General features: G+C 65.1%; 17 protein-coding genes. 10 read left to right on the forward strand and 7 right to left on the reverse strand.

The genetic code is table 11. The features are described 5' to 3' along the window. Positions 1-70: 70 nt before the first annotated feature. From MJD61_22385 to MJD61_22405, 5 genes are all read left to right on the forward strand, one after another. Positions 71-934, forward strand: a complete 864-nt coding sequence (locus tag MJD61_22385) for a methyltransferase (GenBank protein MCG8558007.1) — start codon at positions 71-73, stop codon at positions 932-934. 205 nt (positions 935-1139) lie between these two features. Then, positions 1140-1466: a hypothetical protein gene (locus MJD61_22390; GenBank protein ID MCG8558008.1), complete on the forward strand. Its 327-nt coding sequence runs from the start codon at positions 1140-1142 to the stop codon at positions 1464-1466. A gap of 325 nt (positions 1467-1791) precedes the next feature. After that, positions 1792-2073 (forward strand): AbrB/MazE/SpoVT family DNA-binding domain-containing protein, encoded by a 282-nt coding sequence (locus tag MJD61_22395; protein MCG8558009.1) that lies wholly within the window; start codon positions 1792-1794, stop codon positions 2071-2073. Then, positions 2061-2528 carry a hypothetical protein gene (locus MJD61_22400; GenBank protein ID MCG8558010.1) on the forward strand — a complete coding sequence of 156 codons (468 nt, stop codon included), beginning with the start codon at positions 2061-2063 and terminating at the stop codon, positions 2526-2528. Before MJD61_22395 ends, MJD61_22400 begins: the two co-directional genes overlap by 13 nt. 54 nt (positions 2529-2582) lie before the next feature. Continuing rightward, on the forward strand, positions 2583-3071 hold the full coding sequence (locus MJD61_22405) for an SEC-C domain-containing protein (protein MCG8558011.1): 489 nt from the start codon (positions 2583-2585) through the stop codon (positions 3069-3071). A 54-nt stretch (positions 3072-3125) separates the two neighbouring features. Here the strand turns inward: MJD61_22405 and MJD61_22410 are convergent, their stop codons facing one another. Further along, the gene (locus tag MJD61_22410) at positions 3126-3530 is read right to left on the reverse strand and encodes a type II toxin-antitoxin system VapC family toxin (protein MCG8558012.1); all 405 of its coding nucleotides are present in this window, start codon (positions 3528-3530) and stop codon (positions 3126-3128) included. Next, complete coding sequence (locus tag MJD61_22415; protein MCG8558013.1) at positions 3518-3766, reverse strand: antitoxin VapB family protein; 249 nt, start codon at positions 3764-3766, stop codon at positions 3518-3520. Before MJD61_22415 ends, MJD61_22410 begins: the two co-directional genes overlap by 13 nt. A 213-nt stretch (positions 3767-3979) precedes the next feature. Here MJD61_22415 and alaS point away from each other — a divergent pair, with 213 nt between their 5' ends. Continuing rightward, positions 3980-6646, forward strand: coding sequence for an alanine--tRNA ligase (gene alaS, locus MJD61_22420; protein ID MCG8558014.1), 2667 nt, complete (start codon positions 3980-3982; stop codon positions 6644-6646). Here alaS and MJD61_22425 read toward each other — a convergent pair whose 3' ends face one another. The 3 genes from MJD61_22425 to MJD61_22435 all read right to left on the reverse strand — a co-directional run bounded on the left by MJD61_22425 (position 6647) and on the right by MJD61_22435 (position 10273). Next, positions 6647-8401 (reverse strand): DUF2961 domain-containing protein, encoded by a 1755-nt coding sequence (locus MJD61_22425; GenBank protein ID MCG8558015.1) that lies wholly within the window; start codon positions 8399-8401, stop codon positions 6647-6649. Between the two features lie 113 nt (positions 8402-8514). After that, a complete protein-coding gene (locus tag MJD61_22430; GenBank protein MCG8558016.1) occupies positions 8515-9138 on the reverse strand; it encodes a hypothetical protein in 624 nt (207 codons plus the stop codon). Positions 9139-9187: 49 nt separating this feature from the next. Beyond that, positions 9188-10273 (reverse strand): class I fructose-bisphosphate aldolase, encoded by a 1086-nt coding sequence (locus MJD61_22435; GenBank protein ID MCG8558017.1) that lies wholly within the window; start codon positions 10271-10273, stop codon positions 9188-9190. A gap of 269 nt (positions 10274-10542) precedes the next feature. Between MJD61_22435 and MJD61_22440 the strand changes: the two genes are divergently transcribed. Next, on the forward strand, positions 10543-11265 hold the full coding sequence (locus MJD61_22440) for a hypothetical protein (GenBank protein ID MCG8558018.1): 723 nt from the start codon (positions 10543-10545) through the stop codon (positions 11263-11265). A 24-nt stretch (positions 11266-11289) separates the two neighbouring features. Here MJD61_22440 and MJD61_22445 read toward each other — a convergent pair whose 3' ends face one another. Further along, positions 11290-12357, reverse strand: a complete 1068-nt coding sequence (locus MJD61_22445; GenBank protein MCG8558019.1) for a GTP-binding protein — start codon at positions 12355-12357, stop codon at positions 11290-11292. Between the two features lie 3 nt (positions 12358-12360). Beyond that, entirely contained in the window at positions 12361-12978 is a 618-nt protein-coding gene (locus MJD61_22450) for a nitroreductase family protein (protein MCG8558020.1), read from the reverse strand. 237 nt (positions 12979-13215) lie between these two features. Here MJD61_22450 and MJD61_22455 point away from each other — a divergent pair, with 237 nt between their 5' ends. From MJD61_22455 to fmt, 3 genes are all read left to right on the forward strand, one after another. Continuing rightward, entirely contained in the window at positions 13216-14211 is a 996-nt protein-coding gene (locus tag MJD61_22455; GenBank protein MCG8558021.1) for a hypothetical protein, read from the forward strand. 74 nt (positions 14212-14285) lie between these two features. Next, positions 14286-14804, forward strand: coding sequence for a peptide deformylase (gene def / locus MJD61_22460; protein MCG8558022.1), 519 nt, complete (start codon positions 14286-14288; stop codon positions 14802-14804). Positions 14805-15020: 216 nt separating this feature from the next. Continuing rightward, positions 15021-15887, forward strand: a complete 867-nt coding sequence (gene fmt, locus MJD61_22465) for a methionyl-tRNA formyltransferase (GenBank protein ID MCG8558023.1) — start codon at positions 15021-15023, stop codon at positions 15885-15887. Positions 15888-16326: the final 439 nt, after the last annotated feature.

Consider the following 16326-nt stretch of genomic DNA (forward strand, 5'->3'; position numbering starts at 1 on the left):
GCAACGCCAGACGAAGCTCCTCCTACGCGTCGCGCTTTTCGCGATCCCAATTTTCGCGATCCCAAGCCACATGGGCTGCGGTGGCTCGAGCGCAGAACGACCCGCGGCCGCACATGCCCCGAGCGGCGACGAGGCCGCATCGACGCATACGCCAGCCCAGGCTGCGGCGCCGGGCGGCGATCATGCCCCGACGCTGGCAGCGGCGCTCGATGTTGCGCTCGCGGGCGGCCATCGCTCCGAGGCCAACCGCGCTCGAGACCGCTACCGGCACCCCAAAGAGACCCTGACCTTTTTCGGCCTCGGATCCGACATGAAGGTGCTGGAGATGTCCCCGGGCGCCGGCTGGTACACCGAGCTCCTTGCGCCCGTACTCCGGGACCACGGCCAGCTGGCAGCAGCCGTCCCCAGCCCAACGGGCCGCTCGGCTCGTTACGCGAAGCGCTTTTCCGACTTGGTGGCCAAGCACCCCGACGTCTACGACAAGGTAGACAAGGTGTTGTTCGAGTACCCGGACCACCCTTCCCTGGGCCCCGCGAACTCGCTTGACATGGTCCTCACCTTCCGCAGCACCCACGGTTGGATCAACTCCGGCAAGGTGCAAGACGTCTACCGCGCCATGTACGAGGCTCTCAAGCCTGGCGGCGTACTGGGCGTGGTGCAACACCGAGCGCCACCAGGGGCTGCGGCCGAGCAGAGCGCCAAGCGCGGCTACGTGCCGGAAGCCTTCGTCGTCTCGCTATGCGAGCGCATAGGCTTCAAGCTCGAGGCCCGCTCAGAGCTAAACGCCAACCCCAAGGACACCACTGACCACCCTAAAGGCGTATGGACACTGCCGCCGAGCCTCGCTCTTGGCGAGCAGGACCGGGACAAGTACCTGGCCATCGGCGAGAGCGATCGCATGACCCTCAAATTCCGCAAGCCTGCGGAGCACTAGGACTAGGATGCTATGCCTCCCGTCGACTCGACCGTAGCACCAGGGCACCCGCCCGACCAAATAGGACCGAAGGGTGACGATCGACGTTCAATTGTATGGACCAGTTGTATGGACCAGTTGTATGGATGGACATGGATGGACATGGATGGACATTAGCCACGTGGGCTAGTATTGACGCCAAACCTTGGTGGGGAAAGGCAGGCCAATGGAAATCGATTGGGACAAACTTGAAGCAGAATTATACGCACGCGTTGTAGCCTCGGCACGCCGGGCGGGCGTCGCAGACCCGAGCCCGGACAGTATCTACGATCTGACCAACCAGATCCGCTGCAAGAGCCCCAAGGTGGCACGAGCCGCCGAGTGGGCGGCCGAAAAGTTCGCGCGCTACTACGACGCCTCGGTGGCAGAGGGGCCGAAGGACCCCGATCATCTCGAGGCCATGCGCAAAGCGGCCGAAGAAGCCAGAGAAAAGCTCGAACGGGTGGCGGTCGAGCGCTTCCCCGTGCCCGTCCTGCCGGTAGACGTTCACTAAGGGCCCGCGGAAGAACAACTCGATCGGTTGCGGCCGCGCAGGGCGGCTTTGAGGCGCCCGTGGTCGTGGTCGTGGTCGCGGCCGTGGCCGTGGTCGCGGCCGTGGCCGTGGTCGTGGTCGCGGCCGTGGCCGTGGCCGTGGTCGTGGACGTGGCCGTGGCCGTGGCCGTGGCCGGTCCGAGGCAACCTTAGGCAGTGTTGAGTCTCGTGGGCGGGTGCTTGCTCAGGGTCAGGGTCAGGAAAAGCACCCCGGAACGGCGTCGCAAGCAAGTCGGACCGGCATCGTCCCGTTGCCTGCATGGCATAGTTCATGGTATCAAAATACCATGAACGAACCCACGCTAAATGCCATTATAGCTACCATCGATAAGGCAGGGAGGGTAGTCATCCCGGCACTGCTGCGCGAGAAGCTAGGGCTCAAGCCCGGCACCGAGCTGGTGCTTACGGTGGAAGATCTGTCGCTGCGGCTTACCCGCAACGTCCCCGCCCCGACGATCGTACGGGTCGGCAGACGGCTTGTGGTGCGCCCGACGGCTTCCGCGGACCGACTCGCGAGGGTCGATGTGGCGGCACTGATCGAAGATGAACGGGACCGATGGCCGCTCTAGCTGGCTACTTTTTCGATACCAGCGTGCTCGTCGCCGGAATCATCGAGTTGGCCGGCCCGGAGCATCCAGCGCAACACCTGATGGCAGGTGTCTCGGACGGACGATTCGAACGACCCCTGACGGCCTGGCATTGCTGCCTGGAGTTCTATTCTGTGGCGACCCGGTTGCCTCGAGAGCTACGCGTCGAACCTCGAGTGGCCGCGCAGCTTGCGGAGCAGGAGATCATGAATCGTTTCGTGGTCCACGCGCTGCCGAGGGATCGAAGGGTTGCGTTCATTCGGGGTGCGGCACACGACGCCATCCATGGCGGTCGAATCTACGACGCGCACCTGGCCGAGATCGCGCGGGGCGCCGGAGCGGAAGTGGTCGTTACCGACAACCGCAAGCACTTCGTGCAGCTCCTGCGCCACGGCGTGCGGGTCCTTGGCTCTGACGAAGCAGCCGAGCACCTCTAGCCTGCCACGCGGTTGTTGATCGTCGGACACACGGTATAAGGTGCCGCGGAAACGATGGCCTGCCCGTGTGGAAAAGGTGCTTCGGCTGATGCGTGCTGCGGTCCGGTCGTCGCCGGCCACGCCCGGGCACCAAGCGCGGAAGTGCTGATGCGTGCACGCTACACGGCCTACGTGGTGGGAGCGATCGATTTCCTGTTCGAGTCGCTGCACCCGGACGCGTCGGACAAGGCGGATCGAAGGAGCGCCGAGCGCTGGTCGCGGGATGCCACGTGGCGAGGTCTCGACATCGTCGAAACGCTTGAGGGCCAGCGGGAAGACGAGCAAGGCGTGGTCGAGTTTGTTGCTCGCTACTCGATCGACGGCCAAAGCCGACGCCACCACGAGCGAGCCAGCTTCCGCAGGCACGAAGGTGACTGGCGCTACCTCGACGGCGAGCAGGTCACGGCCGCGCCGGTGCGTGTGGGCCAACGTGTTAGAAGGAACAGCCCGTGCCCGTGCGGTAGCGGCAAGAAGCACAAGAAGTGCTGCGGCAAGCGGTACTAGGCGTCGAGGCAGGATGAGCGCCGCTCCGATCTTCGCTGTGTGGGGGCGGTCCCGTTAGGCGGTGTAGTCGATGACTCGCAGACGCGGAACTCGCCGGAAGTGCCCGCTGTTGCGCGTCAGGATCGGCAGCGCCGCAGCGCGTGCGGTGCATGCGATCCACAAATCATTGGTTCCGATGAGCTGGCCCTTGGAACGAAGGACTCGCACGGTCTCTGCGTAGAGCGTGGCAACCTCCGCGGTTACGGGCAGCAGGTTAAGAAACGCCGTCAGCGCCGTGGCAGCGGCGCTCGTGGGATCGGCGAATCCTTGCAGGTACTCTCCCAAGGCGATGGTGGGGAGATACAACTCAGCTTCCGGGCTGGAACGGAGGTAAGCGATGGCCCCGCGGGAAGGCCCGCGACCACGGCGTTCGTTCTGGACATCGATCAGGAAGGTGGTGTCAAGGGCTACTCTTGCCATGGATCGCTGGGCGGTTCGTCACTCGCCTGCGCTCGTTCGAGCGCCGACAGCACCTTTTCGGAGGGCAGCGGTGCGATTGCGAGGGCTTCGAGCAATGAAGCAGCCGTCGACTGCGGGTTATCCCAGTGACCGCGCCGAATGACCTGAGAGAAGGACTCATCCGGCCTGATGCGAGCTCTCCGCAAGGTCTCGTAGGCGACCAAGTCGATCGAGATGGTTTTCGTTGCCACATACACATATATACATGTACGCTAGCCAGCGTCAAGCCAATCCGTGTCTCCTCCATGCCTCTCCCACCAACCCCTCGAGGCCCTGCAGGACCCCACTATCACTGGATGGATTGGTCGGCGCGGAACATGGTGGAGCGACCACCCATCCATCCTGGGGCCAACCTGCGGGGAGCTGGCTCCCTGGCGGCTGTTGACGGAGTAGGCTAGAGACTGGGCCCTGTGCGTACAGGAAAAGAAATCCGCGACGGCTTCAGGCAGTTCTTCGTGCGACACGGCCACGAGCCGGTTGCCTCGGGTCCGCTCGTGCCGCCGAACGATCCGTCGTTGATGTTCAGCAATGCGGGGATGGTGCAGTTCAAGGATGTCTTCACCGGGCAGCAAAGTCGCCCGGCCAAGCGAGCCACGACGGCCCAGAAGTGTGTCCGCATCAGCGGCAAGCACAACGACTTGGAGAACGTGGGCGTGACGGCCCGGCATCACACGTTCTTCGAGATGCTCGGTAACTTCTCGTTCGGCGACTACTTCAAGCAGGAGGCCATCGCACTTGCCTGGGAGCTGATGACCGAAGGCCTCGGCCTGCCCCCCGATCGGCTCGTCGTCAGCATCTTCGGCGGCGATCAGGGGCTCGAGCCGGACCACGAGTCCGCTGCGATTTGGCGCGAGGTCGCAGGGCTGCCCGAGGAGCGCATCCTGCGCTGCGGGGCGAAGGACAATTTCTGGCAGATGGGCGATACCGGCCCCTGCGGTCCCTGCTCCGAGATCCACTACTTTCAGGGGGAGGGGCTGCCCGATCCAGCCACCCTTGGCCATGAGCCAAGGCCTGACGGCAGCGGTTGGGTAGAGCTCTGGAACCTGGTGTTCATGCAGTTCGAGCGCCACGCGAAAGCAACCCTGCGGCCGCTGCCCGCCCCCTCGATCGACACGGGAGCCGGGCTCGAGCGTCTCGCTGCGGCGGCCCAGGGCGTGCTCAGCAACTACGACACCGATCTGTTGCGACCCATCGTCGACCTCGCTTCCGAGATCGCCGGCAAGCCGTACCGGGGAACGCTCGCGGCGGATGACATATCCATGCGCGTGATCGCAGATCACGCGCGCATGACGTCGTGCCTGATCAGCGAAGGTGTCCTGCCCGACCGTGACGGCCGCGCCTACGTGCTGCGGCGGGTCATGCGCAGAGCGATCCGCCACGGGCATCGGTTGGGCATCGAGCGCTTGTTCTTGCACGAGTGCGCCCTCAAGGCCGTCGATCTACTGTGCATGGAGTATCCGGAGCTCGACGAGCAGCGCGCGCTGGTCGCGCAGATCAGCGAGCAGGAAGAGGAGCGATTTCGCGCCACGTTGCGGCGAGGGCTCGAGCGGCTCGAAAGCCACACCACGGGCAAGAAGCCGGGACACACGTTGCCGGGCTCGCTGGCGTTCGAGCTCTACGACACCTACGGCTTCCCGCTGGATCTGCAAGAAGTGATCGGACACGAGCAGGGATTCAGCGTGGACCGCGAGGGCTTCGAGCGCGCGCTGGGCGCTGCGCGCGAGCGAAGCGCGGGCTCCAAGGTGGGCGAGCAAGCGGTTGCTGCCGTCTACCGCAACCTGTCAAGCGGCCTGGGTCGCGTCGAGTTCGTGGGCTACGAGCGCGAGCAAGCCGAGAGCCGGATCGCTTCCCTGCTGTGCGACGGATCCGAGGTGCAGCTGCTCGCCAAGGGGCAGTCCGGGGAGCTCGTCACGAAACTCACGCCGTTTTATGCGGAAGCGGGCGGGCAGGTTGGCGACCGAGGTACGATCACGAGCGCACAAGGCCTGTTTGAAGTGAGCGATACCCAGGCGCCGCTTCCCGGGCTGATCGTGCACCGGGGCCGCGTCAGCGACGGGACGTTCGCGCCGGGGCAACAAGTCCGGCTGGCCGTCGACCACGCGCGCCGCTCGGCCACCCGGCGTAACCACAGCGCTACCCATCTCATGCACTGGGCGCTGCGCACGGTTCTCGGCCCCCAGGCCGTGCAGAAGGGATCGCTGGTCGGACCCGACAGGCTGCGCTTCGATTACACCGCGAGCAGGCCTCTTGCGGCCGAGCAGATCGGGGAGATCGAAGACCTGGTCAACGAGCGTGTGCTGTGCAACGCGCCGGCGGCGACCGAAGTGCTGCCGCTCGCTCAGGCCAAGGAAAGGGGCGCGATCGGTATCTTCGAGGAGAAGTACGGCAGCGTGGTGCGCATGTTGACGCTCGCGGAATCGATCGAGCTTTGCGGCGGCACGCATGTCGAGCGCACCGGGGACATCGGGTTGTTCAAGATCCTGTCGGACACCGGGTTGGCAGCGGGCGTGCGCCGGATCGAGGCCGTGACAGGCACGGGCGCCATGGCTCATCTGCGCCGCCTCGAGCGCGAGCTCTCCGAAACCGCACGGCTCGTCAAGAGCAACCTGCTGGATACGAGCGACAAGGTCGGGCGCATGCTGCAACGCCACAGAGAGCAGCAACACGAGGTGAAGGAGCTCAAGCGGCAGCTGGTGGCGGGTGGCCGCCGGGACTTGAGCTCTCAGGCACGCAAGGTCGGTGCGATCACCGTGCTCGGCGCCAGCGTGGACGTGGGCGACGCGCGCGCGCTCCGGGAACTGGCCGACAAGCTCCGAAACAAGCTCGAGCCCGCAGTGGTGGCGCTGGGCTCACCCACCAAGGACGGTCGGGCGATTCTCGTGTGTACGGTCTCCAAGCCGCTGACGGTCCGCTACCAGGCCGGCAAGCTCGTTCGGCAGCTGGCCGAGGTGGTAGGCGGCGCAGGCGGCGGCCGGCCGGACTTCGCGCAGGCGGGCGGCTCCAACCCCGCGAAGCTCGAGCAGGCCGTGCAGCGGGTCTACAGCTTGATCGCCAGCCCCGAGGCCGAGGTCGGTTAGCTACGGCTGCGGCGCCGGAGCTCCGCGCAAAGCCGCGATCCGTGCGTCCAGCTCTTGGACCGTCATCACGGGCCTGGCTGCCTCGGCCGGCTGGGGCACACGATTGTGCCGCGCGCCTGGAATCGCATACCAGTAGGTCACCACCGAGTACTTGAGCAGGTTCCAGCGATTGCGCATCTGGGTACCGAACGAAGCCTCCATGTCGAAGTGAAGGCGCATCGAAAACGGGATCGCATCCCAGACGCGCGAGCGGGTCGTGATGTTGTAGCCGCGCACGTCTTGCGCGCTACCGGTGCGTACGTTGGACAGGAACGGATGACTGAAGGTGTCGAGCCCGGTCGGGTCCACGCCGCCGGCCCAGCCGTAGTAGTCCTCGGTGCCCGTGCCGAAGTGGGTCGGGAAATCGTCCCCCGTGCCGTTCTGATCGTAGGCCTCGTCCACGTAGATCTTCTCGTCGCCTTCGCCCCACCAGCCTCTCTCTGCGTTCAGGACCGTCCACACGTCGGCGACGTAAACGCCCTTGCCGTCCACGTGCACGAAGTTCCAGTCCGAAAAGGGCGTACCCGGCACGGGCTCGCTGGTCCGCCAATGAGCATGAAAGTGCATCGAGTCGGCGTCCCAGAACCATGGCGCCGTCTGTAGCTTCACCTCCAGGGTCACCGGGTCCGGCCCCAGGTTCTCGAAGGCGATTTCGCCCGCGTGCTGGTAGGGCATCACCCAGCGCGTGATCATGGTACCGTCGGGGCGCATCTCGCGCTCCCAGGTCTTGAACGGGTTGACCTCGTTACCGCTGCAAAAGTAGTCGCCGAGCGGCGTCCAGATTGTTTGCTCGCCGTCGAACGTGCCCTTCAGGATGGTGGAGCGCAGGCGTTGGCGCGAGGCATCGGCGAGCTTCACTTCGAGATGGCGTACCGCGTTGCTGCCCGGCGCAAGGGGAATCGTGAGGGATTGTCCCGGGCCCAAGGTGGCGTTCTGATGCTTGGCCGTACCGCCCGCGAAATCGGTGGGATTCGCGAGCTGGGCGCTGACCGTCTGCATCGTGCCCAAGGCCTGCTGAAAGCCCTGCGGGGTGTACGTCTCGACGACGGTGCCCGGCGGGAACTCCACGTAGTTGATGATGTTGTAGAAGTTTCGGGTGTCGGCGACAGTCACCTTGCAGCTGCGTTGATAGGGGATGGGAAGGTAGAGGTTTCCAGCACGCGCCGTGAAGCCCGCGAAGACGCCGGGCACTTCGAAGCTGTTTTGCTTGGGTGGGACTGGTCCGTATTCCTGTACCAACCACTCGTTTCGGGTCACGAGCTCGATCAAGTACTCTTCGATCACCGGGACCGGATTGTCGTCCAGATAGATACGAATCTTTGGGCCCAAGCGGTTCATGAAGTCGTAATAGAAAAACGTGCTCCAGATCTTGACGATGGCTCCGGGCCCCCGGTGTTCCATCAACACCCGTTCGTCTCCCTCGCTGCGGATGGCCCCTACGCCGTCCCCGTCCGCGAACCAGCCTGGCGAGCCTACCGGCGGCTTCGATTCTCGGTTGTAGCTGCTGGACTGGAGCGACTTGTGCCGAAAGGCCGTGGGAAAGCGAGCCAGGCGGTCGCGATCGACCATCTGCTCGAGCATCCACTGCAGCGTGACCCTGGCCGGCGGCGGTGGAATCGGTCCGCCCGCGCCCCCAGGGCCGAGCCCTGCCACACCTGCGCCCCCTGGCATGCCTGCAACGATCCCCACTCCGCCGCTGCCGCCGCTGCCGCTCATGGCAACCGCGCCGCCCGACGTTCCCGAACCAGGAGGGGGCAGGGAAGCGGTGGGGCCGCTGCAAGCGGATACGCAGCACGCCGCGCAGAGCAAAGCAAGGAATTGGTGGGTGGTCAGTTGCATTGCGCCGGCCCCGTCGCTGCGCGGAGCTCGAGCAGGCGAATCTCTTTGGGGGCGAGCATGAGCGTTATGGGGGCGCCCGTCATCAGGCAGCGGGGCAATCCCGCGAGACTGCCCTGAACGGGCGAGCTCAGCACGAAACGGGTTGGCGCGGCTGGCGCTCCCAGGCTGCGATCCAGAGCCAGCGTATAGGGTTGCGCCGTCTGGGCCGGGTTGTGGAACGACACGTAGGCCAAGCGGTCGGAAAAGCCCGCGTAGCCGTACACCTGGCCCTTGCGCGGGTCACCTCCGTGCATGCGGACCCGGGCGAACGCCGGAGTAAACTCGTGCGCCCACTTGGTCGTCTCCGCGAGCGCATCCCAGTCGCTCGCCTGAAGCGCGGCGGTCTTGAGGTAGTACTCGACCAGCATCGCGCCGCGGCTCATGTGCATGTAGAGGTAGTTGCGGAATACGTTGGCAGGCTCTCCGCTGCTGGTCTTTTTGGGCTCGTGGTTGAAGATCGAGTTCAGCGGGAACTGGGCATGGTCCGCGACCGATAGCTCGTAGTAGACGCCGTCGCGATACACGAGCTCCTCGGTGCGTGTCGAGCCGCTCGCCGCGTCACCGGCGTTGATCATCCAGACCACATCGCATCGTCTTGCCCGAGGACGGCACGAACTACGCAACCTACGCAACCGTGATGGACCTATCCAGGTAGACATCCTGGATCAAGTTCAGGAGCCTTACACCGTCCTGCATGGAGCGCTGAAAGGCCTTGCGACCCGAAATCAAGCCGACGCCGCCGGCGCGCTTGTTGATGACTGCGGTCTTCACCGCCTCGGCGAAATCGCCCTGCCCGCTCGAAGCCCCGCCCGAGTTGAGCATGGGACTGCGTCCTGCAAAGCAGTTGACGACCTGGTAGCGGACCAGCTCGATCGGATGGCCACCGCCGCCGTCCTTGGCCGCGGCCTGCAGCTCGGTGTAGATGCGCGCGTCGAATTTGCCGTAGCTGCTGCCGCCCATGTTCAGTGCAACGTAGCCGCCCGTATGGGTGGCGAGTTTCTGTTTGATGATGTCTGCCTGGATCGTCACGCCGAGATGATTGGCTTGTCCAGTGAGGTCGGACGACGTGTGATGGTCGGCCTCCTTTTTGAACGCGCTGTTACGGAGATAGCACCACAGCACCGTGACGAGGCCAAGCGAGTGGGCCTCCTCGAACATCTCGGAGACGTAGTCGATCTGGCGGCGGCTGTCTTCGCTGCCGAAGTAGATGGTGGCTCCCACGGCCACCGCGCCCATGTCGAAGGCCTGCCGCACCGACCCAAAGCGGTCCTGCTGGTGCTCGTTGGGATGGGTGAGCAGCTCGTTGTGATTCAGCTTGACCAGGAAGGGAATCTTGTGGGCCCATTTGCGGCTGCAACTACCCAGAACGCCGAGCGTCGAAGCGACCGCGTTGCAGCCACCTTCGTGAGCCAGGCGCACGATGTTCTCCGGATCGAAGTAGATTGGGTTCTTGGCGAAGCTCGCGCCGGCAGCGTGCTCGATGCCTTGATCGACAGGAAGAATCGACATGTAACCTGTGCCGCCGAGGCGCCCGGAGTCAAACAACAGCTGCACGTTGCGCAGCACCGTGCCGGGGCGGTCCGTGGCGCAAAGGACGCGGTCCACGAAATCCGGGCCCGGAAGCTGCAGCGAGCTCTTTTGGATTCCCTTGCACTGGTAGGCGAGCAGTTGTTCGGTTTCCGTGTCGAAATGTTCACTGAGAGATGACATGAAGTTGTTCCTGCGTCGTGCGTGTTTGGTCCGGCTGCACGTGGAGCTCAGATGCGGAAACGCTCGATTGCGAGCAGGTCTGCAGCAATTTTGCGTGCAGCGATCGTGTCCACGTATACCGAAGAGGAGGCATCCACAAGCGGCTACTGCCCCCTAGCACGCTTGGACGGCCAGGCAATCGGGCGATCGATCAACAAGCCCGCTTCGGTGCAGCGCAGGTAGACCCAATTCCCTCAATTCCACACAGGCAGCCAGGAGGAGCTGAATCGATGACTGGATACGCAAGACAGGGACGGCCACGTCTCGCCTTCGACCCGGCTTTCGTTTCACGGCGCAGCGCCCATGCTATGCCGCCCGCCGGTTGTACGCTGGATCTCAACTCCGCGCCGAACGTCGATTCTGCGCTTTGCGTGAGCCCGTCGAAGCTTGGTGTCGACCCCGCCGTGGGCGTCGATTCGGCCAAGCTTCGCCTCGCCCGGACGAGGCTCTTCACGCCCGCGCTGCTGCTGGTGCTTTCGGGCTGTGGGGGTGCCCTTTCGGAAGCAAGAGATAGCGAGCCCGCGAGCTCCCGGATCGCCGCCGTAGAGCTCGGTGACGCGCCTGAGGAGGTGCGCGACGACTACCAGGTTTTTGCCAGACGCTGCACGCGCTGTCACTCGCTTTCACGCTCGCTGACCACGACGATCCGCGAGCCCCGGCATTGGGATCTGTATATCGAGAAGATGCGCCGAATACCGGGTGCCGGCATTCCGAAGAGCGATGTTCCGGCGCTTCGTCGCTTCGTGCGTTACTACAGCGCCAAGCTCAGGCCCAGGATCGCGCGAGCCAAGCAGCGTCCTGGCGGGATCGAGCCTGCGTGGTCGGCCTCACGAGCGACGGCCTCACGAGCGACGGCCTCACGAGCGACCCTCGCGCAACGTGCGCCAGCGTGCAGACCCGCCCTCGAGAGCGCGACTCGCCCTGCGCCGCTTGCTGCCCGCAGCTTGCCCTGACTCGACGGCACCGACCTCCCGCGTTCATTCCCCCGCGTCTTCGTGGGTCAGCAGCGCGCCGAGCAGCTTGTGCTCGATCGCATCCCAATCCCGCTGTGCCCTAGCTCCTTCGAGCAGCTCGAAACGGCTCTCCGGCAGCTCGCCGGCGCTGGCCAACCGCAGGGTACCCCGTTGCCAGGTCAGCACCGTGGGACCCGCGTCGGTGCGCAGCGCAGCCCTGATCCCGGCGAATGCGGGCGTGTGTCCAGCCAAATCCATGACCACCCCGATGATTTTGCTCTTGCTGAAGACGTCCGCCTTGCTGAACAACCAGCTACAACCGCCGTCGCGCGTTTGCGAGCGCAGGGGTTTGCTTGGCGCGGGCACGTCCCGAGCGCCGTGCCCGGCACCCCGGTTCGGGCTCGGTTCCTCCCGTGGTTGCTGCCGGCCTAGGCTCAGACGTGTCAGGTCCGCTCGACGATCGACGGCATGCAATTCAACTCGGCCGTGTTGTACCCGAAGCACCCGGGCCTCACCGGGGGCAAGCGTCGCGGCCCAACGTCCGAAGGCATGCAGCTCGTCCTTCGATGCCAGATCGATCTTGTTGGCCAGCAGAATATCGGCCAGCTGCGCCTGCTGCTGAAACTCACTGGACTCCGTGAAGCGCTTGTCTTGCAGGTGGCGTGGGTCAACGACGCACAGCGTGGCCCTGAGATCCAGACGCTCGGCAACCTCCGACTCCAGCAGGCTTCGAAGAACGCCGAGGGAGTGTCCAGCGCCGGTAGGCTCGATCAGCAAACGCTGGGGGCTTCGCTCGAGCACGAGCTCGCGAAGCACCATCTGCATCTGGAGCCTGGCATCGCAGCAAACGCACCCCCCACCGACCGGATGAATGCTAACCCCTGGATCGCCTGTCGCGGACGTCTTGTCCGGCTCCAGCGAGGCCTCGCCGTTTTCGTTGACTATCACAGCCCAGGCCTCAAGCGGCGGTCGCTGCCCCAGCAGATGGCGAATCAGCGTCGTCTTGCCGGCCCCCAGCATCCCGAAGATCAGGTGGGTTGCCACCCGCTGCCGGCTCTTGTCGGCAAACCAGCTTGTCCAGCGGAAAGCCATGCTTCAGCGCTCGATCAGAACTTCGGCCAGGGGCTTGCGCTCGATCGCCGGCACGCAGCAATCTCGTTGCGGGTAACCGGCCGGGATCAGCAAGTAGGCGCGTTCGTTGTTCGGCCGCCCTAGGATCTTGCCAAGAAAGCCCATGGGGCTCGGTGTGTGTGTCAGCGTGGCGAGGCCTGAGTGGTGCAACGCCGCGATCAAGATGCCCACAGCGATCCCCACCGATTCCTGAACGTAGTAGTGGCGCTGGCCGGCTTGGGTGCCCTGGCGCTGTGCGAACACGGCAATGAGTGCGGGCGCGGTTTCCAGAAAGGGCTTGGAGGCGTCCGTGCCCAACGCGGCCAGGTCCTCGATCCAGCGCTGCGGGGCTCGACCGCCGTAGAATGCACGCTCCTCCGATTCTGCGCCTTCGCGTATCCGGTGCTTGAGCTCGAGATCCGTGACCAGGACGAACGTCCAGGGCTGCTTGTTTGCTCCCGATGGTGCGGTCGCCGCCGCGGAAATGCACTCGCGAACGACCTCGAGCGGCACCGGCTCGTCGCTGAAGTCGCGTACGCTTCGCCGCCGGCTCATGGTTTCGCGGAACCCGCACGCCCGGGCGCGCATTTCGTCCGCCCGCATGCGCTGAAACTCGAGCCGGCGGGATAGATGCGGTTGGGTCTTGCTCATGAACGGCAGCGCCTCCGAACTGGATAGCAGGTCTACCATAGCCGTGGTCGCCGCCCGGCGCCTCAACATTCGGCAGGCGCGCCGACGCGCCAAGCCCATCGCCTCCGGTTCGCATCGAGGTTATAGTCGCCAGCGATGAGGGAGTGTCCAAGGCGAACCGCATGGCCCGTCGCCCCATGGTTGCTGATCGTGCCGCTCCTGGCGGTGTTCGGCTGCGACGCTGGCAAGCGAGCGGCTCCCCAGCCGGCTTCTGGTCCACTGCTGGGATTGCTCGAGCTGCCGGTAGCGTTGCGCATCGCGGGCGGCAAGCCGCGAAGCTCCAAGAAGGTGGAGATCGGCCCCACCGAGCTGCGTGTGGACAGCGTCGCGACCCTCGAGTTGGAACACGGACGTATCGCCGCGGCGGACCGGGGCGGAGCTAGCGTGCCCAAACTGGACGATGCCCTCTCGAGGGGCGCGGCACGCGACCAGGTGGCGATCTCGGCGCACGCACAGGTGCCCTACGACACGCTTGCGCTAGTGCTGCGGGCGGCATCGCGGGCGGGCATGCGGCGCCTCGCGTTTCGTGTCCGCAAGGCAGGCGGGGCCGGGACCGAGGGAGGCTGGCTGCACGTCGAACGCTACCAAGTTACGGCGTACACAGGTAACGAACACGCGGCGATCGAGGGGGCGGATCCCCGGCCCTGGAGCGACTTCGCGACCCGGTGGCAAGCGGTGGAGTCGGCTTGCCGTGAGGCCGCAACAGGCAGCTGCGCGATCTTGCCCGAGCGCGTCGCAAAGGGCGGCGAGCTCAAGATCGTGCTGCACGCAAGCGGCCACGGCACCAACTTGCGTTTCGTTCGAATGGGTGCACCGCCTCCAGCGGCTGGCACCAGCAAGCCCACGGCCGCCGAGGTCGCACAGGGCTACGCCCCGAGCTCGGAATACCAGACCGAACCTGTCGCCACGGAAGCGCGATTCCAGTTCCGCGCCAAGGACGTGCTGACGGATCCTTCACCGGTCAGCACGACGCTGGAGCCCGTCTGTGGCACGACGCCATGCGCGGTCTTCGTGCAGTCCGACGCGCGCACGAGCTCGCTCAGGGTGCTCTCGCTGATCGGCGCAGCGTTCCCCGACGGTACCCCGAGCCCCACGATCTCCTTCGAGTTGCCCCGCGCAGCTCACCGGGCAGAGGCTGAACACTGAGGCCGCGTCCATCGTCCCGGCGCAACCCAAACTTGCGAGGGTGACACCACGGTGATAGGTATGCTCTAGGTGCCATGGCTGTTCGGAAGATCCTGAAGTACCCTGACAAACGCCTGCGGGAACGCGCGCTAACCGTCAGTGATTTCGGGACGGATCTCGGCCGGTTGATCGACGACATGGCGGAGACCATGTACGCCGCACCCGGGGTCGGATTGGCGGCTCCCCAGGTCGGTGTGCCGCTGCGCCTGTTCTTGGTCGATGTCTCCAACGGGGACGACGAGCCAAGCGATCTAAGAGTGTTTGTCAACCCCGAACTCGCGGACCAATCAGGGGAGGTCGTGTGGGCGGAGGGCTGCCTGTCCTTCCCCGGCGTCACGGAAGACGTCAAGCGTGCGGAGCGAGTCAAGGTACGAGCGCAGGACCGTCGTGGCGCGTGCTTCGAGCTCGAGGCCGATGGATTGTTGGCCGTGGCTATTCAGCACGAGTACGATCACCTGGAGGGCCGCCTGCTGGTCGATCGAGTGAGCCTGCTGCGCAGGCGGCTTATCGAGCGCGCGATGCGCAAGCGCGCGACGGAAACCGCGCTGGTTTGATCCAACCGCGCTGGTTTGATCCAACCGCGCTGGCTTGATCCAACCGCGCTGGCTTGATCCAACCGCGCTGGCTTGATCCAACCGCGGTGGGCTTGACCTCTCCGGCACCGTGGCAGAAGCTTCTGGGAGCGAGCAGCGACTATGGGGAGCAGGCCGAGTGTCATCTTTTTTGGGAGCCCCGCCTTTGCGGTTCCATGTCTAGAGCAGACGGCTCGTATGGCCGAAGTTCGCCTGGTGGTGACCCAGCCGGACCGACCGCGCGGTCGCGGCCTGAGCCTTGCAGCTCCGCGTGTCAAGACCTTCGCTCTGGAACACGGTCTGCCGGTCGCGCAGCCATCCAGTATTCGCACCCCCGATTTTGCTGCGAGCTTACGGCAGCACAACGCCGACGTGGGCGTGGTCGTTGCATACGGTCGTATTCTGCCTGCGGCCATCCTGAACGCGCCCAAGCTGGGCTGTCTCAACGTCCATGCCTCGCTGCTTCCGCGGCTGCGAGGCGCGGCGCCTGTGCACTGGGCCATCGTACGCGGCCAACACGAGACCGGTGTGTCCCTGATGCAGATGGACGAGGGAATGGACACGGGTCCGGTGCTGGCACAAGCGCGCACTCAGATCGGTCAGAGCGAAACGGCCGGCCAATTGGCACAGAGGCTGGCCGTACTCGGCGCCCAGCTGCTCGCCGAGAATCTGCTGGCCGCGGCCGAAGGACGCCTCGAAGCGGTTGCACAGGACCCTTCACTTGCGACCCGAGCACCGCTGTTGAAAAAACAGGACGGCCGCGTGTGCTGGGCCGAGCCTGCCGTTTCGGTATTCAATCACGTGCGGGGAATGAGCCCTTGGCCGGGTGCGTTCGCCCGCCTGCACGGTAAACCCATCAAGCTCCACCGGACGCATGTGCTGACGGCGCATGGTTGCGCGGGACCGCCCGGGCGCGTGGTGCGCGCCGACGCGCACGGCATTGACGTGGCGTGCGGCCAAGGCGTGCTCGCGATCGAGGAGCTGCAGCCAGCCGGCAGGCGGCGAATGCACGCCCGCGAGTACTTGGCAGGGCACGCGCTGGAACGCGAAACGCTGCTTACATAGGGCCCTTGACCGAATGGTGGCTGCCAGCTACCGTGAAAAGGTCCCTCTGTCGGGATTCGACAGGATCGTGGAGGAAAGAATCTTCGTTATTCTTCGTGCAACCAGGGAGTCACCCTCGGCGTGGTGAGCGGGCCCGACAAGCTTCATCGGGATGCCTAAAGCGTCGACACCAGCTCCCACCGTGTCATGAGGAGATTCTCCCTCCCGACCACGGCCACGATGGTAAGGACTTCTTGCTCGAAAAGCCGGTCAACCTACACGGACCGGCTTTTCGTCTAGTTGGTTCCTGTAGACTATCGCGAGGACGGCCGCGAGGACGTAAGCCGGCCTGGCACGTTGCAAAAAGCCTACCGTTCCTGTCCAGAATCGATGCCAGGGCGGGCGCGCCCGCAGCGGAACCCGCAGCAATAGTCTGCTATTGCGAGGACGGCCGCGAGGA

The sequence above is a fragment of the Pseudomonadota bacterium genome, from assembly GCA_022361155.1.
Lineage (GTDB): Bacteria > Myxococcota_A > Polyangia > Polyangiales > JAKSBK01 > JAKSBK01.